This window comes from Polaromonas sp. (genome assembly GCF_036676035.1).
GTDB lineage: Bacteria > Pseudomonadota > Gammaproteobacteria > Burkholderiales > Burkholderiaceae_C > Polaromonas.
This window is the reverse complement of sequence record NZ_JAKFDR010000126.1, coordinates 44,262-61,705: the sequence shown is the minus strand read 5'-3', so window position 1 is coordinate 61,705 and position 17,444 is coordinate 44,262. Positions and strand designations below refer to the sequence as shown.

The following is a 17,444-nucleotide window of genomic DNA, read 5'->3' as shown; positions in this document are numbered from 1 at the left end:
CTGCGCTGGACGAGTCGCCGCCAGAGGCGACGGCTCTTCAGCCCGTCCAAGCCCGCGCAGGCGGGCTTGGAGCCGCGGGCCTCAGCCCCGAGGGGGCTGTGCTTGCTTGGGGCGGCCCTGCGCTGCGCACGGCTACGGCTTGCAGGCCAGGGCATCTGTGCTTACAATGGCCGCAGCTTGTCGGGGTGCCAAGGATGTTTATCTGAGGCTGAGATTGCAGATGCGAGACCCGCTGAACCTGATTGGGATTATCCCCGCGTAGGAAACAAGGCACTTGGCCCCGGCGCCCCCTCATATGGGCATCCCGGCGTCCCAGGCAGGCACCCCACCCTCCTGGAGAAACCATGGCCAAGACCCGTCTAACCGTCGATACCGACGACCTCACGCGCCGCATCACGCGCACCCCGTTTGCTGGCTCCCACAAGATTTACCTGAATGGTTCCCGCCCGGACATCCGGGTGCCGTTCCGCGAGGTCACCCTGACCGATACGCTGGTGCATGAGGGTGCGGGCGAGCCGCGCCGCGAAGCCAACCCACCGCTGCGCCTGTACGACGCCTCGGGTGTGTACACCGATCCGGCCGCGGCGATTGACATTACCCGCGGCCTGTCCCCGCTGCGTGGGGCCTGGATCAACGAACGCGGCGATACCGAAGCGCTGCCGGGCATCAGCAGTGCCTATGGCCGCGAGCGCCTGGGCGACCCGGCGTTGGCCGCGCTGCGCATGCAGCATGCCCCGGTGCCGCGCCGGGCCAAGGCGGGTGCCAATGTGTCACAGATGCACTATGCGCGCCAAGGCATCATCACGCCCGAGATGGAGTACATCGCCATCCGCGAAAACCTGGTGCGCGCCCAGCTGGCCGAACGCCTGGCCACCGAGCGCCTGCCCAAGGCCGGCCATTCTTTCAACGCATCGATCCCGAAAGAGATCACGCCCGAGTTCGTGCGCGACGAAGTGGCGCGCGGCCGTGCCGTGATCCCGAACAACATCAACCACCCCGAGAGCGAGCCGATGATCATTGGCCGCAACTTCCTGGTCAAGGTCAACGCCAACATCGGCAACTCGGCCGTCACGTCTTCCATCGAGGAAGAGGTCGACAAGCTGGCCTGGGCCATCCGCTGGGGCGCCGACACGGTGATGGATTTGTCGACCGGCGAGAACATCCATGAAACGCGCGAATGGATTTTGCGCAACTCGCCGGTGCCGATTGGCACGGTGCCGATTTACCAGGCGCTGGAGAAGGTCAACGGCAAGGCCGAAGACCTGACCTGGGAGCTGTTCCGCGACACGCTGATCGAGCAGGCCGAGCAGGGCGTGGACTACTTCACCATCCACGCCGGCGTGCGCCTGGCCTATGTGCCGCTGACGGCGAATCGCCTGACCGGCATTGTTTCGCGCGGCGGCTCCATCATGGCCAAGTGGTGTCTGTCGCACCACCGCGAAAGCTTTTTGTACGAGCACTTCGAAGAGATCTGCGAGATCATGAAAGCCTACGATGTGTGCTTCTCGCTCGGCGACGGCTTGCGGCCGGGCTCGATTGCCGACGCCAACGACGAAGCGCAGTTTGCCGAGCTGCACACGCTGGGCGAGCTCACGCAGATTGCCTGGAAGCACGACGTGCAGGTGATGATTGAAGGCCCTGGCCACGTGCCGCTGCAGCTGGTCAAGGAAAACGTCGACAAGCAGCTCGAGGCCTGCTTTGAGGCGCCGTTCTACACGCTGGGCCCGCTGATCACCGACATCTCGCCCGGCTACGACCACATCTCTTCCGCGATGGGCGCGGCCAACATCGGCTGGTATGGCACGGCCATGCTGTGCTACGTGACGCCGAAGGAGCACCTGGGCCTGCCCAACCGCGACGACGTGAAGCAGGGCCTGATTGCCTACAAAATTGCCGCGCACGCCGGCGACCTGGCCAAGGGCTACCCCGGCGCGCAGATGTGGGACAACGCGGTGTCCAAGGCCCGCTTTGAATTTCGCTGGGAAGACCAGTTCCGCCTGGCGATTGACCCGGACACGGCCATGGCCTACCACGACGAAACCCTGCCCAAGGAAAATGCCAAGGTGGCGCATTTCTGCTCGATGTGCGGTCCCAAGTTCTGCTCGATGAAAATCTCGCAGGAGGTGCGCGAGTTTGCACGCCTCAATCCCGCGACGACCACCTTGATTCCGGCCACCACGGCTGCTGCGGGCGTGATTCCCATCCTGCAGATCAACAGCGGGCTGGAAGAGAAAGCGCTAGAGTTTCGTAAAGGCGGCAACGAGATTTATTCTTGAAGCTTTCATCCTGAACGGTCAACGACAACCATGAGCACACTGCATGTCGGTATCGCCGGCGCCGGTCTGGCCGGGCGCACGCTGGCCTGGCGGCTGCTGCGCGCCGGCTGCCGCGTCAGCCTGTTTGACGAGCGCCAGCGCACGGACCTGACGACGGCCTCGATGACGGCCGCCGCCATGCTCTCGCCGCTGGCGGAGCTGGCGGTGTCTGACGAGGCGGTGTTCGCGCTGGCCCAGCGCTCCATGCAGCTGTGGCCGCGCTGGATGGACGAGCTGGCCGCCGCCGGCGCGCCGCCGGTGTACTTTCGCCAGCAGGGCACGCTGGTGGTGGCGCACGCGGCCGACCGCGCCTCGCTGGAGCATTTCAGCCGCCTGCTGCAGCACAAGCTGCCGCCTGCGCACCGCAGCCAGGTCCATGTACTGGACGGGCCTGGCCTGGCGCAACTGGAGCCGGCACTGGCCGGGCGTTTCCACAGAGGCCTGATGCTGGACGGCGAGGGCCAGCTGGCCAACGACCAGCTGATGGTGGCACTGGCCAACCAGATTGACCAGCTCGGGGGGCACTGGCATGAATGGCAGCGGGTTGAAAGCCTGTCGGCCCACCTGATTCATTGCGTCGGCGCCGAGTATGCGGTCGATGTGGCGGTGGATGCCCGCGGCGTGGGCAGCCGGCCCGCGTGGCCGCAATTGCGCGGCGTGCGCGGCGAGGTGCTGACGGTGGAATGCCCCGGCGTTAGCTTGCAGCGCCCGGTGCGCCTGATGCACCCGCGCTACCAGCTCTATGTGGCGCCGCGTCCTGGTCACCAGTTTGTGGTGGGCGCCACCGAGCTGGAGTCCGAAGACACCGGCCCCGTGACCCTGCGCTCCACGCTGGAGCTGGGCAGCGCCCTGCACAGCCTGCACCCGGCCTTTGGCGAGGCGCGTGTGCTGCGGCTGGCGGCGGCCCTGCGGCCGGCGCTGGACGACCACCGCCCGGCCGTGGCCTTGCGCGACGGGGTGTGGCACATCAATGGTTTGTACCGGCATGGCTACCTGTGCACGCCGGCGCTGGTGGACGGGCTGGCCCATCAACTGCTGGGTACAGCTACCTAGCCATTGCAAGCACGACCGACATGAACACCCTGGAAATTTCCCTCAATGGCGAGCGCGTTGAAACGCCCGTCGCCACGCTGCAGACCCTGCTGCTGGCGCGTGGCTACAACCTGCAGGGCGCTTTTGCCTGCGCCATCAACCGCGCCTTTGTGCCGCGCACGGCCTGGCCCGAGCGGGCTTTGCAAAACGGCGACCGCATTGATGTGATCACCCCGATTGCCGGAGGCTAGGATGGAACACCCCCGCCGTGTGCTCACTGCGTGTAGCACCCTACCCCCCTTGCAGGGGGCGACGCCTGCGGCCTGGCGGAGCCAGTTCCGCGGCGCCTGCTTGCAATGCTCCGTTGAAAGCTTGACATGACAATACCTTCAATACCTTCTATCGCGCACGGCCAGCCCTGGACCGTTGCCGGCGCTACGCTCTCCAGCCGGTTTTTCCTCGGCACCTCGCACTATCCCTCACCGCAGACCCTGAGTGACGCGGTGCGTGCCAGCGGCACCGAGGTGCTGACCGTGGGCTTGCGCCGTCTGCAGCCCGAAAGCGGCGGCGGCAACAGTTTCTGGCAGCGCATCCAGGCGCTGGGCTGTCACATCCTGCCCAACACGGCGGGCTGCCACAGCGCCGAAGAGGCGATCACGCTGGCGCAGATGGCGCGCGAGATTTTTGGCACGGGCTGGATCAAGCTGGAGGTGATCGGCGACGATTACACGCTGCAGCCCGATACCCAGGCGACGCTGCAGGCGGCGGACGTGCTGGCGCGCGAGGGCTTTGCCGTGTTTGCCTATACCACCGACGACCTGGTGGTGGCCCAGCGCCTGCGCGATGCGGGTTGCGCGGCCGTGATGCCCTGGGCCGCGCCTATCGGCACCGGGCGTGGGCCGCTCAATCCGTTTGCGCTGGAAACAATGCGCCGGCGTCTGCCCGACGCCGTGCTGGTGGTCGATGCCGGATTGGGCCGCCCCTCGCACGCGGCGCAGGTGATGGAGCTGGGCTTTGATGCCGTGCTGCTCAACACTGCGGTGGCACAGGCCGGCGACCCGGTGCGCATGGCGCGCGCCTTTGCCGATGGCGTGGCCGCCGGCCGGGCCGCGTATGAGTCGACGCCCATGCCCGAGCGCGCCGCGGCGCAGGCCTCCACCTCGACCGTGGGCGTGCCCTTTTGGCATGCGTCCTAAGGGGCAGCCATAAATCCGATTCTCGGGCGCATTGCGGCGTTGCGCGGTGCTCGGAATCCTCATGGGTTATTGGGGTCAGACACCAATTTCGCTGCGGTGCGTCGCACCGCACCCTCCGGGCGAGCCGAAGGCTCGGCGAATTTGGGCTCTGACCCCAAAAACCCTCCTGCGCTCCGTGCGCCTTGCACTGCACTCCGATAATCGAATTTCTGACCGCCCCTTGAGATCACCATGAATACAAATGCTTTCGCCCCATTAACCGGCCCGATTGGTTTTTACCCGGTGGTACCCGACGCCGCGTGGGTGCAGCGCCTGCTGGGCTGGGGTGTGCGTACCATCCAGCTGCGCATCAAGGCCGCGGACCACACGTCTGCGGAGATCGAACGCGAGGTGCGAGCCGCCGTCGAGGCGGGCCGCGCCGTGCCGGGCGCGCAGGTCTTCATCAACGACCACTGGCAACTGGCCCTGGCCGCCGGTGCCTACGGCGTGCACCTGGGCCAGGAAGATCTGAGCATGGCCGAGGCCGACCTCAACGCGCTGCGCGCTGCAGATGTGCGGTTGGGGTTGAGCACCCACACCCCGGCCGAGCTGGCGCGCGCCCATGCGGTGCAGCCGTCTTACCTGGCCATTGGTCCGATCTACCCGACCACGCTCAAGGTCATGTCCTATGAGCCGGTGGGGCTGGAGCGCCTGAAGGCCTGGGCTGCGCAGGCGGCGCCTTACCCGGTGGTGGCGATTGGCGGCATCTCGCTGGAGCGCATTCCCGGCGTGATGGCCTGCGGGGTGGACGGCGTGGCCGTGGTCAGCGCCGTGACCCAAGCCAACGATCCGGAGCAGGCGGCCCGGCAGGGGCTGGCGCTGGCGGGGTAAGTGGGGGGATGTAAGCGAAGAAGGGCAATTTTCCGACGGGCCGCCCCCAGGAAAATAGCCCCCGAGGGGCTGACGCCCGCGGCTCCAAGCCTGCCTGCGCAGGCTTGGACGGGCGGAAGGGCCGCTGCGTCTCGCAGAGGCTCGTTCAGCGCAGTACGCGAAGCGACAAGCGTGGCGGCGAGTTAATACCCGGCCAGGTCGTCCAGGATAGGGCAGTCGGGCCGGTCATTGCCCTGGCAGCAGTGGATCAGGTGCGCCAGCGTGCGCTGCATCGCCTGCATGGCTTCAATGCGCTGGGCCAGTTCATCCGCGTGTTTTTGCGCAATGCGTTTGACGCTGGCGCTGGCTCGCCGGCGGTTGTTCCACAGGCTGAGCAGCTCGGCGATTTCTGCCATTGAAAAGCCCAGATCGCGCGAGCGCTTGATGAAGCGCAGGTTGTGCACGTCGGCGTCGGTGTACTGCCGGTAGCCGCTGTCGGTGCGACCCACCGCGGGCAGCAGGCCCAGTGATTCGTAATGCCGCACCATTTTGGCCGAGACGCCCGAGCGCTCAGCAGCGGTGCCGATATTCACCGGCAGGCCGGAGCGGGTTTTCACGTGCAGTGCCTGCCCGACGGGCCCTTCAGCTCGCAGCATAGCCTTCGTCCACAATGGCTTTGATCAGGGCCTCGCGCGGCTCGTCGGACTGCACTTCGACCTTGCCGGTTGACAGGTCGACCCGGACTTCGGCATTCGCGTCAACCTGCTTGACCGCGTTGATCACCGTGCGCTCGCAGTGGCCGCAGGTCATGCCTTGTACATTCAAACTCTGGTTCATGGTGTGAGTCCTGTTAAAGATGATTGAGAAGAGGATATCCTGAACCTTGCTATCGTGGCAAGGTCAAGAGGCGCTAAACAAACCCTTTTGGCAGCAAGGTTGATCGGCTGGATGGCTTGACCTTGCCATCATGGGAAGGATTACGCTTGGACCATGACTACCAATTTACTTGACTCACTCCCTTCCGCCCTCCCGCCGGTCTTGCCGCTGGACCTCGGTGTTGGCGGTATGACCTGCGCCTCGTGTGTGTCGCGCGTTGAGCGGGCGCTGAAAAAAGTGCCCGGCGTGCAGGACGCCACCGTCAACCTGGCTACGGAATCGGCGCGCATTGTGTATGTGCCGTCCGACCAGATGGAGGCGCGGCTTCGGCGTGCCGTGCGCGATGCCGGTTATGAGCCGCGCGCCCAGGATGCGGGGGAGGCGCCTGATCAGGCCTCGCCCTGGGCCGGTGCCCTGCCGGTTGCCGTGGGCCTGCTGCTGTCGATGCCGCTGATGGCGCCCATGGTGGGTGATCTGCTGGACAAGCACTGGATGCTGGCGCCATGGCTTCAGTTCATGCTGGCCACGCCGGTGCAGTTCATTCTGGGGGCGCGCTTTTACAAGGCGGGCTGGCATGCCCTGAAGGTGTTCACCGGCAACATGGACCTGCTGGTCGCGATCGGCACCTCGGCCGGCTGGGGCCTGTCGGTGTGGCTGTGGCTGACGGCGGAGCCCGGCGCCATGGCGCATCTGTACTTTGAAGCCTCGGCCGTGGTGGTGTCGCTGGTGCTGCTGGGCAAGTGGCTGGAAGCGCGCGCCAAACACCAGACCACCGCCGCGATTCGCGCGCTGCACGCGCTGCAGCCCGAGCTGGCGCATGTGATTTTGCGTGCCGGCGCAGAGTCCGCCGAATCCGATGTACCGGTGGCCGAAGTGCTGGTGAGCGACCGCCTGGCGGTGCGCCCGGGCGAACGCATTCCGGTTGACGGGGTGGTGCTGGAGGGGCAGACGCAGGTCGATGAGTCCATGCTGACCGGCGAGCCCTTGCCGGTGGTCAAGGAGGCCGGCGCCCGCGTCACGGGCGGCAGCATCAATGGCGATGGCCGCATCGTGATGCAGGTCAGTGCCGTGGGCAGTGAGACCGTGCTGTCCCGCATCATCCGGCTGGTGGAAGACGCGCAGGCCGCCAAGGCGCCGATCCAGCGCCTGGTCGACCAGGTGTCGGCCGTCTTTGTGCCGGTGGTCCTGCTGATCGCGCTGGCCACGCTGCTGGGCTGGCTGTGGGCCGGCCAGGGCCTGGAGCTGTCCATGATTTATGCGGTGACGGTGCTGGTGATTGCCTGCCCCTGTGCGCTGGGGCTGGCCACGCCGGTGGCCATCATGGCGGGGACCGGCGAGGCGGCGAAGAGCGGCATTCTGATCAAGGACGCGCAGGCGCTGGAACTGGCGCACCGGGTGAGGGTGGTGGCGTTTGACAAGACCGGCACGTTGACGGTGGGGCGGCCTCGGTTAACCGCCTTTGTAACGGCCGACGGGAGTGGCGACACCGAACTCCTGAGCGCCGCGGCCAGCCTGCAAAGCGGCAGCGAGCACCCGCTGGCGCGTGCGGTGGTGGCCGCCGCGCAGGAACGCGGCCTGGTGATCGCGCCGCCTGCCGAGGTGCGCGCCGTGCCCGGACGCGGCAGTGAAGGCGACGTAGGGCCGAGGCGTTATTTGATCGGCAGCCTGCGCTGGATGGACGAGCTGCAGCTGGGGCTGGGGGCGCTGGCGCCTCGTGCGGCGGCGCTGCAGCAGCAGGGCGCCACGGTGTCTGCGATGGCCGAGCGCACGGCCGACGGCCTGGTGCTGCGGGCGCTGATGGCGTTTGCCGATGAACCGAAGGCCGGCGCCAAAGAGGCGCTGGCGGCGCTGCGGGCACGGGGCATCCAGACCGTGATGATTTCCGGCGACAACCGGGGCGCCGCCGAGGCCATGGCGCGCCGCCTGGGTCTGGAGCCCGGCGATGTCATGGCCGAGGTGCTGCCGGGCGACAAGGCGGCGGCGGTGAGCGCCCTCAAGGCGGGGCGGCATCCTTCGATACCTCAGGACGACCCTTTGACAGGCTCAGGGCCATCGGAATATGGCCAGCGTGGGGGTCAAGCATTTTCCCGACGGGCCGCCCCTAGGGAAAATAGCCCCCTCGGGGGGCAGCGCAGTACGCGAAGCGACAAGCGTGGGGGTCCTATCGTGGTGGCCATGGTGGGCGATGGCGTGAACGACGCACCGGCGCTGGCTGCGGCCGATGTGGGCCTGGCCATGGGCAGCGGCACCGATGTCGCCATGCATGCGGCGGGCATCACGCTGATGCGCGGTGACGTGGCCCTGGTGGCGGCGGCGCTGGATATTTCGCACCGCACCGTGCTCAAGATCCGGCAAAACCTGTTCTGGGCCTTTGCCTACAACGTGGCCGGCATCCCGCTGGCCGCGCTGGGCTACCTGAACCCGGTGCTGGCCGGCGCGGCCATGGCGCTGAGCTCGGTCAGCGTGATGGGCAATGCGCTGCTGCTCAAGCGCTGGCGGTCCATGCCGGCTTCATCCCGGGTATCGGATGAAATCCGGCACTAGCCCTTGCAAAATGTGCGTAGATAGCTATTGTTTTGATAGCGAATGGTGGTCGGTGTAGCCTTTGGCGCCGCCGCCATAAAAGGTCGTCTTGTCCGGCTGGTTCAGCGGCGCATCCTGGCGCAGGCGGTAGACCAGATCCGGATTGGCGATGTAGGGCGTGCCAAAGGCCACGAGGTCGGCGCCTGCGGCCACGGCCTGTTCGGCCAGCGATTTGTCGTAACCGTTGTTGACCATCCAGGCGCCCTTGCCGCCGGCCTGGTGTACGGCCTGGGTGGGTTCGAATAAAGAGGGCATGGTTCTTTCCGGCGGATCAATTGAAACAGTTGTCCAGTGTCGGCCGATGTGAATTGGCTTGTGCAACACAGGCTGCTGGATTCGTGCTAATGCCAACATTGTTCGCAAGGGCTGTGATTGGTGATTGATTGGCTTAAATCAACCCAATCCGTGATTTACAGGCTATATTTCGGAAACTGGCCGATAGGACGGTAATTTCGACAAACTCCAAGCAGGAGGTCTTTATGTTGAAGAAATTGGCGGCGACCCTGATTTTTCTTCTGGGCGCCGGTGCTGTCATGGCACAAGAAGTTACCTACCGCACTCACATCGCTCCACTCTGGAAATCCAGATGTGCTGCCTGCCACGGAGCGCAATCGCCTGAGCGGGCTGATTTTCTGCTGGACGAGAAGGGGTACGCGGAAAAATCACAAGGGCCGCGCATGGATTCGTACGAGCGACTGATTGCGTTTATCGCCTGGCCCGACACCGGTGCATTCATGCGCAGGCTGGACGATGGAAGCAGCCAATATGCCGGAGGCAAACCCGGCAACATGTATCAGTATCTCGGGTCGACGGATGAAGAGCGGGCTGCGAATCTTAAACTGCTCAAGGCGTGGGTTGGCGACGGTGCATGGAATCTCAATCGCTGGAACAAGCGGGGAGACGTGCCTATGGTCAGCAAAGAGCAACTCGACAAGATCAAGTTGAAGTATTGAGCCAGCCCGTCGCGGCAAGGCCAAGCCCAGCTTGGCCTTGCAACCCGCTTGCCGATCTCGACTTACTTGAGCAGGCCTTCGTGCTTCATGGCGGCCTGCACCGCCGGACGGGCGGCCATGCGCTGGCGGAAAGCGGCGAGGTTGGCCAGGTGCGCAATGTCGACGCCGACACGCGGGGCCCAGTTGGTGACGGTAAACAGATAGGGGTCGGCCACGCTGAAGGCGTCGCCCATCAGGTACTGCTTGCCGGCCAGCTGGCCGTCCACCCACTGCAGGCGTGACAGCACTTTTTCCCTGGCAATGGTCTTGTACGCCTCCGGCGTGGCCGGGTTGAACAGCGGGCTGAAGCCCTTGTGCAGCTCGGTGCCTATCAGCGTGAGCCAGGATTGCAGCTGGTAGCGTGCCAGGGTGCCGTTGGCGGGGGCCAGGTTTTTGGCGGGCACCTGGTCGGCGATGTACTGCACGATGGCCGGGCCTTCGGTCAGGCGCGTGCCGTCGTCGAGTTCGAGCAGCGGCACATAGCCCAGCGGATTGATGCCGTAGTAGTCGGTGCCGTCCTCCAGCTGGTGGGTTTTGGTGCTGGCCAGCACGCGCTCAAACTGCAGGCCCGACTCGTTCAGGGCGATGTGGGGAGACAGCGAGCAGGCGCCGGGGGAGTAATAAAGCTTCATGGTTTTCCTTTGGGGAGTGGTTGAAATCAGGACAAGACAGGGCAAGGCGCCTGGCTGCGATCCGCCATGCTAGCCGGATGGCGCTTTTTCTGCAGCGCCGGCAGATTGTGAAGTTGCCACAATAGGGGTATGACAAGAATTTTCAAAGTCGTGGCGTTGCTGGCGTTGGCCCTGCTGTTGCTATTGGGGCTGGTGGCGTTTGCGCTGCACCGCTGGGTCAGTACCGATGATTTTCGCGCGCGCATGGAGCACGAGGCGACGGCGGCACTGGGCGTGCCGGTCAAGCTGGGCAGCATCGCGGTGGATGTGTGGCCGCTGCCCGCGGTGGCGCTGGGCGGGCTGACGGTCCAGACCCGGCCGGCGTTCACGCTGGAGCGCCTTGAGGTGCGCCCCGAGTGGCACGCCCTGTTGCTGGGGCGGCTGGCCGTGGCCACGCTGCTGGTGCACCAGGCCGTGGTGCCGCAGCAAGGGGTGGATGCGCTGATGCTGTCGCTGCAAAAAAAGAAGCAGCCTGCGCCCACCGGGAAAGAGGCTAGCCTGAACTGGCTGCCGCGCCGCACCGTGCTCGACGACGTGACCTGGGTCAGCGGGGCGGGAACGCGCACCACCTTTGATGCGCAGGCCCAGCTGGGTGACGATGGTCTGCCCGACACGGCCACCATCACGCTGCGCAAGGGCGCCTTGCAGGGCATGCAGGGCCAACTCAAGCGCGAGAGCCAGGACGACGGCAGCAGCACCGGAAGCGATAAGGGCATCGAGAAGGGCAACCAGTGGCGCCTGCGCATCGACGTGGGCGGCGGCACGGTACAGGGCCAGCTCGGCACCCGGCGGGTGGCCCCGGCGCGGGCGGGGCAGGGCGGGCATGACGTGGTGCTGCAGGGCCAGTTGCAAACCAAGGGTGTGGAGGTGGCCGCCCTGACCGCTCCCAACAAGCCGCTGAGCGGTTTGCTCGAAGCCTCGACCACCCTGAGCGGGCGTGCCGCCACCCTCAGCGCGCTGGCCGATGTTTTGCAGACCCACACCACCTTCACCGTGCGCAATGCCACGCTCCATGGCCTTGATCTGGTCAAGGCCGTGCAGACCATTGGCCTGAATCGCGGCGGCCAGACAGGGTTGGACACGCTGGCCGGGCAGGTGCATTCGCAGGGGCGCGCGGTGCAGCTCAACAACCTGGTGGCCAGCTCCGGCGCGCTGAGTGCCAACGGCAACGTGGCGGTGTCGCCGGCCAAAGCCCTGAGTGGGCGCGTCACGGTGGACCTGGCCGGCGGTGCGGTGGGGGTGCCCCTGCTGGTGGGCGGCACGCTCGATGCGCCCGAGGTCACGCTGACACGCGGCGCACTGCTGGGCGCGGCCATCGGCACGGCGATCATGCCCGGCGTGGGCACGGGCGCAGGCGCCAAGCTCGGTGACCGGATGGGCGAGGGCTTGGGCAAGCTGTTTGGCAAGTAGTGCCTGCAAGCCCGAATACTTAGCCTTTTTATCTGCTGGCCCGCATGTAATATGCGTTAACAGCTATCAAAAACAGAGCAAATGATGGGCTGTCGGCCTTGTCCTACAGCCATGTGCGGGCGCTGCTGATGAACCGGTGGCGGCCTGGCGCCTAACATGGAACACCTCAAAGTGTGGTGGCAAGGCTGCCGCCTTCAGGAGCGTGTGATGCTGAAGTACGCGATTATTTTTGCGGTGCTCTCCCTGATCACCGGTGCCCTGGGTTTCGGGGTGCTGGCCGCTGGTGCTGCGGCCCTTGCCAAGATCTTTTGCGGCCTGTTCCTGATTCTGGTGGTCGTGTTCATGGTGCTGGCGGCACTCGGCGTCGGCGCGACCAAAAAGGAGCCCGAATAAATGTCAGAGCCCCAACCTGCCGCAGGCCTGCCCCTGATGTCGCGGCTCAGGCAGCGGTTGCTGGCGCCGCGCCTGCCCGCCAAGATTGCCGAGCTGATGCTGCTCAACCGTTTGCGGGCCCGCACGCGCCGCGACCTGGCCGTTGACACGCTGGAGCACGCCGCCCAGGTGATCGATGTGACCTGCAAGCACTGGTTTGCGCACGAAGGTGTGGACAAGCAGCGAACGGGAGCAGATTAAGGTGCGCCGCGAAGGGCCGCCCCGAGCAAGCACAACCCCCTTGGGGGGCAGCGCATTACACAAAGTGAAAAGCGTGGGGGCACAATTAAGCTGTCATGACTTATAGCCTTCATCAAGCCGGTCCAGCTTGCGGATCAGCGAAGGCCAGACAAAGGCGCCGCCCAGGCCGCCGGTCTGCACGCGCATGGCCTCAGCCACGCCCTTGACGATCAGCGGGTTGACCTGCGTGAGCTCGCCGCCCGCCTGGGCATCCAGCTGGATGCGGCAGGTGTTCTCAAAGGTGTACATGCTTAAAAACGCATCGGCAATGGTCTTGCCCACGGTCAGCAGGCCGTGGTTGCGCAGCATTAAAAAGTTGGCCGATCCCAGGTCGGCCTGCAGGCGCGGCTTCTCGTCGTCGCGGAAGGCCACGCCTTCGTAGGCGTGGTAGGCCAGCGAGGCCAGCACAAAGGTGGACTGCTGGCTGATCGGCAGCACGCCGCACTTTTGCGCGCTGACGGCCACCCCCGCGCGCGTGTGCGTGTGCAGCACGCAGCCGGCGTCGGGACGCGCCTCGTGCACGGCGCTGTGAATCACAAAGCCGGCGGGGTTGACCGGAAACGGCGACTCGATCACCTTGTTGCACTGCCCGTCGATCTTGACCAGGCTGGACGCGGTGATTTCGTCAAACATCAGGCCGTAGGGGTTGATCAGGAAGTGGTGCGCGCCGGGGCCTGATACCTCCTCGGGCAGCTTGGCACTGATGTGGGTGAACACCAGATCGCTCCAGCCGTACAGGGCCACCAGCCGGTAGCAGGCGGCGAGGTCGCAGCGCAGCTGCCATTCCTCGGCACTGACGACGTCTTTCAGGGATGGGATGTTCATGTTTGTCTCCGTTTTATGAATGAATACCTGCACCGATGCCCGAGTCGATGATGGCGATGGCCACGGCTTCAGTCGGCTCGCACCGGCGTGCGCTGTCCGGTGCGCGCGGCTTCGAGCACCGCCAGCGCGGCCGCCAGTGACCGCACACCGTCTTTACCGCTGGCAGATGGCGCACCGAGCCCTTGCACCGCGCGATTGAACGCCGCCAGCGAGTGGGCGTACAGGTTGTGAGGCTGCAGCGGGATCACGCGCTCGCCGTCGGCATTGCGCAGTCGCACTTCGCCGACGGGATGCTGCGTCATCACGTCGCGGCCGATGATGGAGCCGGCGCTGCCGTGGATCTCGATACCGGTGCCTGCATGCGCGACGTTGAAGGCGTCGTGCAGTTGTGCGAGCACGCCGTTGTCGAAGCGCAGCACTGCCATCACGCCATCTTCCACCGGACCATCGGCTTGCGTCATGGCCACTGCCTCGACGGGTTCGGCATCGAGTATGAAGCGTAGCGTGTCGGCATCGTGCACGGTGATGTCGAGCACGACGCCGCCGCCGGCCTCGGGCTTGTGGACGCGCCAGCCCTGAAGGTGCGCTGGCAGGCGCACGGCGTGGAAGACGCGTGCGAACAGTGGCCTGCCGATCGCCCCGCCCTGCACCAGCTGGCGGATCGCCTGGTGCGACGCGGCACTGCGCAGGTGGTGGTTGGTGGCGAGCACAACGCCGGCCCGATTGCACGCCTCGACGATGGCGTGCGCATCGGCCAGATTCATTGCCAGCGGTTTTTCGCACAGCACATGCTTGCCCGCCGCGGCGGCGGCGATGGCCTGCGCTGCGTGCAACTCGTTGGTGGTGCTGATGTAGACGGCATCGACGGCGGGGTCGGCGAGCAGACCGGCAATCGAGGTGCAGGACTTTGCGATGCCATGTTCGGCCGCGTAGGCCGCACCACGCTGCGCGTCGCTGCTCAACACCGCGACGACCTCGTTGCCCGGTTGAGCGCGCATGGCCCCGATCATCCATTCACGCGCGATCGTGCTCGCGCCCACCAGCCCCCAACCCAGTTTGTGTGTCATCGGCGCTCTCCTTCGGCCATTACAGGCCTGTTGGTCTGTCGGTCAGCCGGCTCATTTTGCAGTGACGCGATGATCGTGACGCGTGATCCGGCCGCCCGACAAGGGAATGTGCAGATTTTTGCACGATTGCCGCAAGTTTTCGAACCGCCTTCTGATCTGGCTCAGGCCTGCCGGAACTGCGTCAGCGTCTGCAGCAGGTTGCGCGTGGCTCCGTCGAGGGCTGCCAGCGGCCTGTGCACCACGGCGGTATGGCGGGTCAATGCGGGCTTGAGCGGCAGCACCTGCACGCCGGGGGGAATGCCGGCCGTGCCAGCTTGCTCCAGCGGCAGCAGGGCCGCGCCATATCCCGCGACCACCAGGCTTTTCATGGCTTCGGTGAAATTGATCTCAATGCGGGCCCGGGGCGTATGGCCGGCCGCGGCAAACCACTCCATGGTCAGGCGGTACATATGGGTGGTCGAGTCGTTGAAGATCAGCGGTTTTTCCATCAGCCAGGGTGGCGTGATGCGCTTGGGCGCTTTCCAGCCGGCGGGGAGGAAGGCCATCATCGAGTCGCTGCGCCAGTGGCTCATTAACAGGTCGCGCCGCGCCGGCTGGGGCGTGGCCACCAGCCCGACATCCAGCGTGCCCTGGCCCAGGCGCTCCATGGTTTCGCCGGAACCGAGGATGCTGACCTCCACATCGATCTCGGGGTGCGCCTGCGCCATGCGCTCCAGCACCCGGGGCAGCAAATGCACCACGATGCCGGTGGAGGTGCCCAGCCGCACGCGACCCATCCGCCCCTCCACATGGCGCTTGACGGCATCGGTGGCGTCGTCGGCATCACGCAGCAGGCGCCGCGCCCGCTCGACCAGCACGGCACCGGCCGCCGTGGGCGCCACGCTGCGGCCCCCGCGCAGCACCAGCTGCGCGCCCAGCCGGGCTTCCAGCTCGCTGATGTGCAGGCTGACCGTGGGCTGCGCCAGGTGCAGCGCCCGCGCCGCGGCGGAGAAGGTGCCCAGGTCTGCGATGGCGACGAGGGTGCGCAGCTGGTCCAGATTGAGTTCACGCATCATTAATCCTGATAAGGTGCATCAGAAAATTCAACTTCCACAATAGCACGATACAGCGGACCATAAGGCACTTCGATCACAGGAGTTGCTGCCATGCTGCCAAGACCGCTTTTTGTTGTGTTGAGTCAAGCGCTGACCCGCTTGCAGCGGCGCGTGCGTTGCTGGGTAGCCCGTCATGACCGGCGGCAAGCGGCCGAACTGCAGGGCATGAGTGCGCGGGAACTCAATGATTTGGGGATAGGGCGCGGGGAGATACCGTATTTGTTGCTGAGCCGGGGGCCGGGCTGCGGGGATGGTTAGCCGGCATTCTCAACACTGCCTTCCAGAATGACAAATGAGTCATCGGCTGGCTCGTATCCGAGAATCTTTCGTGTTTGATCAATGGCGAGTCGTTTGTATCTGTTGTCTGACACGCCGTGAACAACGTTGTATCCGGACAGATCGGCCTCAACACACCTTGTCAGCAAGTGAACGACATCCCGCTCGCTGATGAATGCAGCGACGTCGCGCGCGCTATGCCGTTCACCCGCTTGAAACTCGGCAACATTGGCGATGCGCACCGCGACGGTGGTAAGGTTCGATTCATGCGCAAAGAAGAATGCGAGAGCCTCTCCAAAGGCTTTGCTGACGCCATAGAGATTCTTGGGCCGGGTGGGCATGTCCTCCTGGACCTGAACATCAAGGGGGTGGCCCTCAATAGCCTGCGCGCTGCTGGCGAAGACAACACGCCGGCAACCTTGTGCCTTGGCTGCCACGAATAGGTTGTAGGTGCCAATTATGTTGGTAGGCAGGAGCGATGTTGTGAAGTCGGCATGCGGTGAGGCATCGGCCGCGAGGTGCAGGACCGTGTCGACTCCCTCGCATGCACGCAAGCAGGAGGCCGCATCGGTGACATCCAACTTGACGATCTCGCATGTCGAGTCTGAAAGGCGTGAGATGTCAATGTCTGCAAGACGCAGATCGAATCTTTCACGCTGCGCACGGATGAACGCCGTGCCAATGCGGCCAGCGGCACCGGTGACGAGTAGCTTGCGTTTGCTCATGATGGTTAACTTTGATGTACCCCGCAGAACTGCGGAAATAACCGGCGGCCTGCCAAATGACGTTGCGCGCAGTTTTCGGGATTCTTGGCGATTGACAAGAGGTTACACCAAGCTACTGGCTAAATCGCACCGCAGCCGGCTCGTGATGGCGCATTATTCAGCAGTCCGAAAGTAGTGCGACATGCGTTGTCATCCTGAGCCCTTAGCCCGCGCTCAGGACAGGCGCCGCGAAGGATCTCGGTATGCTGGCAAGATTCTTCGCCGCGCTCAGAATGACAGCATGGGCGGCACCGCCTTCGCTACGGACTGCTGGATAATTGTCCGGGGTGCGGAACTTTCAGGCTCGACAAGTGATCAGTGACAACACCCCCAATGCGCGGCAAAACGTCTACTCTACAATAGCCCCAGTTCCATCATGCTCACCCGTCGCCGCACCCGCCTGATCACAGCGCTCTTCGCTCTGGTCGCCCTGCTGTTCATGCAGATGGCGGTGGCCAGCTACGCGTGCCCGGGTGCTGCGTCAAAGGTGGCCGAAGTCGCCGCGATGGCCGAGGCCGGCGTGCCCTACGTCAAATCCATGTCGCTGAACATGGACGACGCGCAGCCCAGCCTGTGCAATGCCCACTGCCAGACTGGCCAGCAAAGCGCCGACAAATACGAGTTGCCGTCCCCGGTGGCCTTCAGTGCGCTGCCTGCCGATTTCACATCGCCGGTCACTGTCCCGGTGTTTTCCGGGGCGCCACTGCAGGCGCCCCATCTGGAGCGCACCACAGCCCCGCCTGTGGCCATCAGGAACTGCTGCTTGCGCATTTGACCTCTCTCGTCTAGCCCCTGTTTAATGCATTTCTGATGCATCGACAG

General features: G+C 65.1%; 19 protein-coding genes, 1 pseudogene and 1 riboswitch. Of the genes and pseudogenes, 12 read left to right on the top strand and 8 right to left on the bottom strand.

Annotation, left to right across the window (positions count from 1 at the left end):
• The first annotated feature begins 171 nt into the window (after window positions 1–171).
• Window positions 172–282: riboswitch (TPP riboswitch) on the top strand.
• A gap of 62 nt (window positions 283–344) precedes the next feature.
• From thiC to thiE, 5 genes are all read left to right on the top strand, one after another.
• Window positions 345–2,276 carry a phosphomethylpyrimidine synthase ThiC gene (gene thiC / locus V6M61_RS20020; RefSeq protein ID WP_332778362.1) on the top strand — a complete coding sequence of 644 codons (1,932 nt, stop codon included), beginning with the start codon at window positions 345–347 and terminating at the stop codon, window positions 2,274–2,276.
• Between the two features lie 30 nt (window positions 2,277–2,306).
• Window positions 2,307–3,368 carry a glycine oxidase ThiO gene (gene thiO / locus V6M61_RS20015; protein ID WP_332778361.1) on the top strand — a complete coding sequence of 354 codons (1,062 nt, stop codon included), beginning with the start codon at window positions 2,307–2,309 and terminating at the stop codon, window positions 3,366–3,368.
• Window positions 3,369–3,388: 20 nt separating this feature from the next.
• A complete protein-coding gene (gene thiS / locus V6M61_RS20010) occupies window positions 3,389–3,598 on the top strand; it encodes a sulfur carrier protein ThiS (protein WP_332778360.1) in 210 nt (69 codons plus the stop codon).
• 126 nt (window positions 3,599–3,724) lie between these two features.
• A complete protein-coding gene (locus V6M61_RS20005; protein WP_332778359.1) occupies window positions 3,725–4,543 on the top strand; it encodes a thiazole synthase in 819 nt (272 codons plus the stop codon).
• Window positions 4,544–4,774: 231 nt separating this feature from the next.
• Window positions 4,775–5,413, top strand: coding sequence for a thiamine phosphate synthase (gene thiE / locus V6M61_RS20000; RefSeq protein WP_332778358.1), 639 nt, complete (start codon window positions 4,775–4,777; stop codon window positions 5,411–5,413).
• A 182-nt stretch (window positions 5,414–5,595) separates the two neighbouring features.
• Here the strand turns inward: thiE and cueR are convergent, their stop codons facing one another.
• Both cueR and V6M61_RS19990 read right to left on the bottom strand, forming a co-directional pair.
• Entirely contained in the window at window positions 5,596–6,009 is a 414-nt protein-coding gene (cueR, locus tag V6M61_RS19995) for a Cu(I)-responsive transcriptional regulator (RefSeq protein WP_332778357.1), read from the bottom strand.
• Between the two features lie 25 nt (window positions 6,010–6,034).
• Window positions 6,035–6,229, bottom strand: coding sequence for a heavy-metal-associated domain-containing protein (locus V6M61_RS19990; RefSeq protein ID WP_332778356.1), 195 nt, complete (start codon window positions 6,227–6,229; stop codon window positions 6,035–6,037).
• Window positions 6,230–6,382: 153 nt separating this feature from the next.
• Here V6M61_RS19990 and V6M61_RS19985 point away from each other — a divergent pair, with 153 nt between their 5' ends.
• A complete protein-coding gene (locus tag V6M61_RS19985; protein ID WP_332778355.1) occupies window positions 6,383–8,812 on the top strand; it encodes a heavy metal translocating P-type ATPase in 2,430 nt (809 codons plus the stop codon).
• Between the two features lie 24 nt (window positions 8,813–8,836).
• Here the strand turns inward: V6M61_RS19985 and V6M61_RS19980 are convergent.
• Window positions 8,837–9,079 (bottom strand): annotated as a pseudogene (locus V6M61_RS19980) (alkene reductase); the annotation flags it as partial.
• Between the two features lie 251 nt (window positions 9,080–9,330).
• On the opposite strand from V6M61_RS19980, the gene V6M61_RS19975 reads away from it, so the two are divergent.
• Complete coding sequence (locus tag V6M61_RS19975) at window positions 9,331–9,804, top strand: cytochrome C (RefSeq protein WP_332778354.1); 474 nt, start codon at window positions 9,331–9,333, stop codon at window positions 9,802–9,804.
• A gap of 62 nt (window positions 9,805–9,866) precedes the next feature.
• Here the strand turns inward: V6M61_RS19975 and gstA are convergent, their stop codons facing one another.
• Entirely contained in the window at window positions 9,867–10,475 is a 609-nt protein-coding gene (gstA, locus tag V6M61_RS19970) for a glutathione transferase GstA (RefSeq protein WP_332778353.1), read from the bottom strand.
• Between the two features lie 129 nt (window positions 10,476–10,604).
• Here gstA and V6M61_RS19965 point away from each other — a divergent pair, with 129 nt between their 5' ends.
• The 3 genes from V6M61_RS19965 to V6M61_RS19955 all read left to right on the top strand — a co-directional run bounded on the left by V6M61_RS19965 (window position 10,605) and on the right by V6M61_RS19955 (window position 12,557).
• Complete coding sequence (locus V6M61_RS19965) at window positions 10,605–11,924, top strand: hypothetical protein (RefSeq protein ID WP_332778352.1); 1,320 nt, start codon at window positions 10,605–10,607, stop codon at window positions 11,922–11,924.
• A gap of 207 nt (window positions 11,925–12,131) precedes the next feature.
• Window positions 12,132–12,317, top strand: coding sequence for a DUF1328 domain-containing protein (locus V6M61_RS19960; RefSeq protein ID WP_332778365.1), 186 nt, complete (start codon window positions 12,132–12,134; stop codon window positions 12,315–12,317).
• Entirely contained in the window at window positions 12,318–12,557 is a 240-nt protein-coding gene (locus tag V6M61_RS19955; protein WP_332778351.1) for a hypothetical protein, read from the top strand.
• Window positions 12,558–12,650: 93 nt separating this feature from the next.
• On the opposite strand, the gene V6M61_RS19950 is transcribed toward V6M61_RS19955, so the two are convergent.
• From V6M61_RS19950 to V6M61_RS19940, 3 genes are all read right to left on the bottom strand, one after another.
• Window positions 12,651–13,421, bottom strand: a complete 771-nt coding sequence (locus tag V6M61_RS19950) for a class II aldolase/adducin family protein (protein ID WP_332778350.1) — start codon at window positions 13,419–13,421, stop codon at window positions 12,651–12,653.
• 68 nt (window positions 13,422–13,489) lie between these two features.
• A complete protein-coding gene (locus V6M61_RS19945; protein ID WP_332778349.1) occupies window positions 13,490–14,488 on the bottom strand; it encodes a Gfo/Idh/MocA family protein in 999 nt (332 codons plus the stop codon).
• A gap of 161 nt (window positions 14,489–14,649) precedes the next feature.
• Window positions 14,650–15,540 (bottom strand): LysR family transcriptional regulator, encoded by an 891-nt coding sequence (locus tag V6M61_RS19940; protein ID WP_332778348.1) that lies wholly within the window; start codon window positions 15,538–15,540, stop codon window positions 14,650–14,652.
• A gap of 93 nt (window positions 15,541–15,633) precedes the next feature.
• Between V6M61_RS19940 and V6M61_RS21095 the strand changes: the two genes are divergently transcribed.
• Window positions 15,634–15,840: a DUF1127 domain-containing protein gene (locus V6M61_RS21095; protein WP_442957823.1), complete on the top strand. Its 207-nt coding sequence runs from the start codon at window positions 15,634–15,636 to the stop codon at window positions 15,838–15,840.
• On the opposite strand, the gene V6M61_RS19935 is transcribed toward V6M61_RS21095, so the two are convergent.
• The gene (locus V6M61_RS19935; protein WP_332778347.1) at window positions 15,837–16,583 is read right to left on the bottom strand and encodes an NAD-dependent epimerase/dehydratase family protein; all 747 of its coding nucleotides are present in this window, start codon (window positions 16,581–16,583) and stop codon (window positions 15,837–15,839) included. The two genes, V6M61_RS21095 and V6M61_RS19935, sit on opposite strands and share 4 nt — an antisense overlap.
• Before the next feature lie 415 nt (window positions 16,584–16,998).
• On the opposite strand from V6M61_RS19935, the gene V6M61_RS19930 reads away from it, so the two are divergent.
• Window positions 16,999–17,397, top strand: coding sequence for a hypothetical protein (locus V6M61_RS19930; RefSeq protein WP_332778346.1), 399 nt, complete (start codon window positions 16,999–17,001; stop codon window positions 17,395–17,397).
• Window positions 17,398–17,444 lie beyond the last annotated feature (47 nt).

Excerpts from the sequence above, each read along its gene's own strand:
- thiC (WP_332778362.1), top strand. The coding sequence starts at position 345 with ATGGCCAAGACCCGTCTAACCGTCGATACCGACGACCTCACGCGCCGC.
- thiO (WP_332778361.1), top strand. The coding sequence starts at position 2,307 with ATGAGCACACTGCATGTCGGTATCGCCGGCGCCGGTCTGGCCGGGCGC.
- thiS (WP_332778360.1), top strand. The coding sequence starts at position 3,389 with ATGAACACCCTGGAAATTTCCCTCAATGGCGAGCGCGTTGAAACGCCC.
- V6M61_RS20005 (WP_332778359.1), top strand. The coding sequence starts at position 3,725 with ATGACAATACCTTCAATACCTTCTATCGCGCACGGCCAGCCCTGGACC.
- thiE (WP_332778358.1), top strand. The coding sequence starts at position 4,775 with ATGAATACAAATGCTTTCGCCCCATTAACCGGCCCGATTGGTTTTTAC.
- V6M61_RS19990 (WP_332778356.1), bottom strand. The coding sequence starts at position 6,229 with ATGAACCAGAGTTTGAATGTACAAGGCATGACCTGCGGCCACTGCGAG.
- V6M61_RS19985 (WP_332778355.1), top strand. The coding sequence starts at position 6,383 with ATGACTACCAATTTACTTGACTCACTCCCTTCCGCCCTCCCGCCGGTC.
- V6M61_RS19975 (WP_332778354.1), top strand. The coding sequence starts at position 9,331 with ATGTTGAAGAAATTGGCGGCGACCCTGATTTTTCTTCTGGGCGCCGGT.
- gstA (WP_332778353.1), bottom strand. The coding sequence starts at position 10,475 with ATGAAGCTTTATTACTCCCCCGGCGCCTGCTCGCTGTCTCCCCACATC.
- V6M61_RS19965 (WP_332778352.1), top strand. The coding sequence starts at position 10,605 with ATGACAAGAATTTTCAAAGTCGTGGCGTTGCTGGCGTTGGCCCTGCTG.
- V6M61_RS19960 (WP_332778365.1), top strand. The coding sequence starts at position 12,132 with ATGCTGAAGTACGCGATTATTTTTGCGGTGCTCTCCCTGATCACCGGT.
- V6M61_RS19955 (WP_332778351.1), top strand. The coding sequence starts at position 12,318 with ATGTCAGAGCCCCAACCTGCCGCAGGCCTGCCCCTGATGTCGCGGCTC.
- V6M61_RS19950 (WP_332778350.1), bottom strand. The coding sequence starts at position 13,421 with ATGAACATCCCATCCCTGAAAGACGTCGTCAGTGCCGAGGAATGGCAG.
- V6M61_RS19945 (WP_332778349.1), bottom strand. The coding sequence starts at position 14,488 with ATGACACACAAACTGGGTTGGGGGCTGGTGGGCGCGAGCACGATCGCG.
- V6M61_RS19940 (WP_332778348.1), bottom strand. The coding sequence starts at position 15,540 with ATGCGTGAACTCAATCTGGACCAGCTGCGCACCCTCGTCGCCATCGCA.
- V6M61_RS21095 (WP_442957823.1), top strand. The coding sequence starts at position 15,634 with ATGCTGCCAAGACCGCTTTTTGTTGTGTTGAGTCAAGCGCTGACCCGC.
- V6M61_RS19935 (WP_332778347.1), bottom strand. The coding sequence starts at position 16,583 with ATGAGCAAACGCAAGCTACTCGTCACCGGTGCCGCTGGCCGCATTGGC.
- V6M61_RS19930 (WP_332778346.1), top strand. The coding sequence starts at position 16,999 with ATGCTCACCCGTCGCCGCACCCGCCTGATCACAGCGCTCTTCGCTCTG.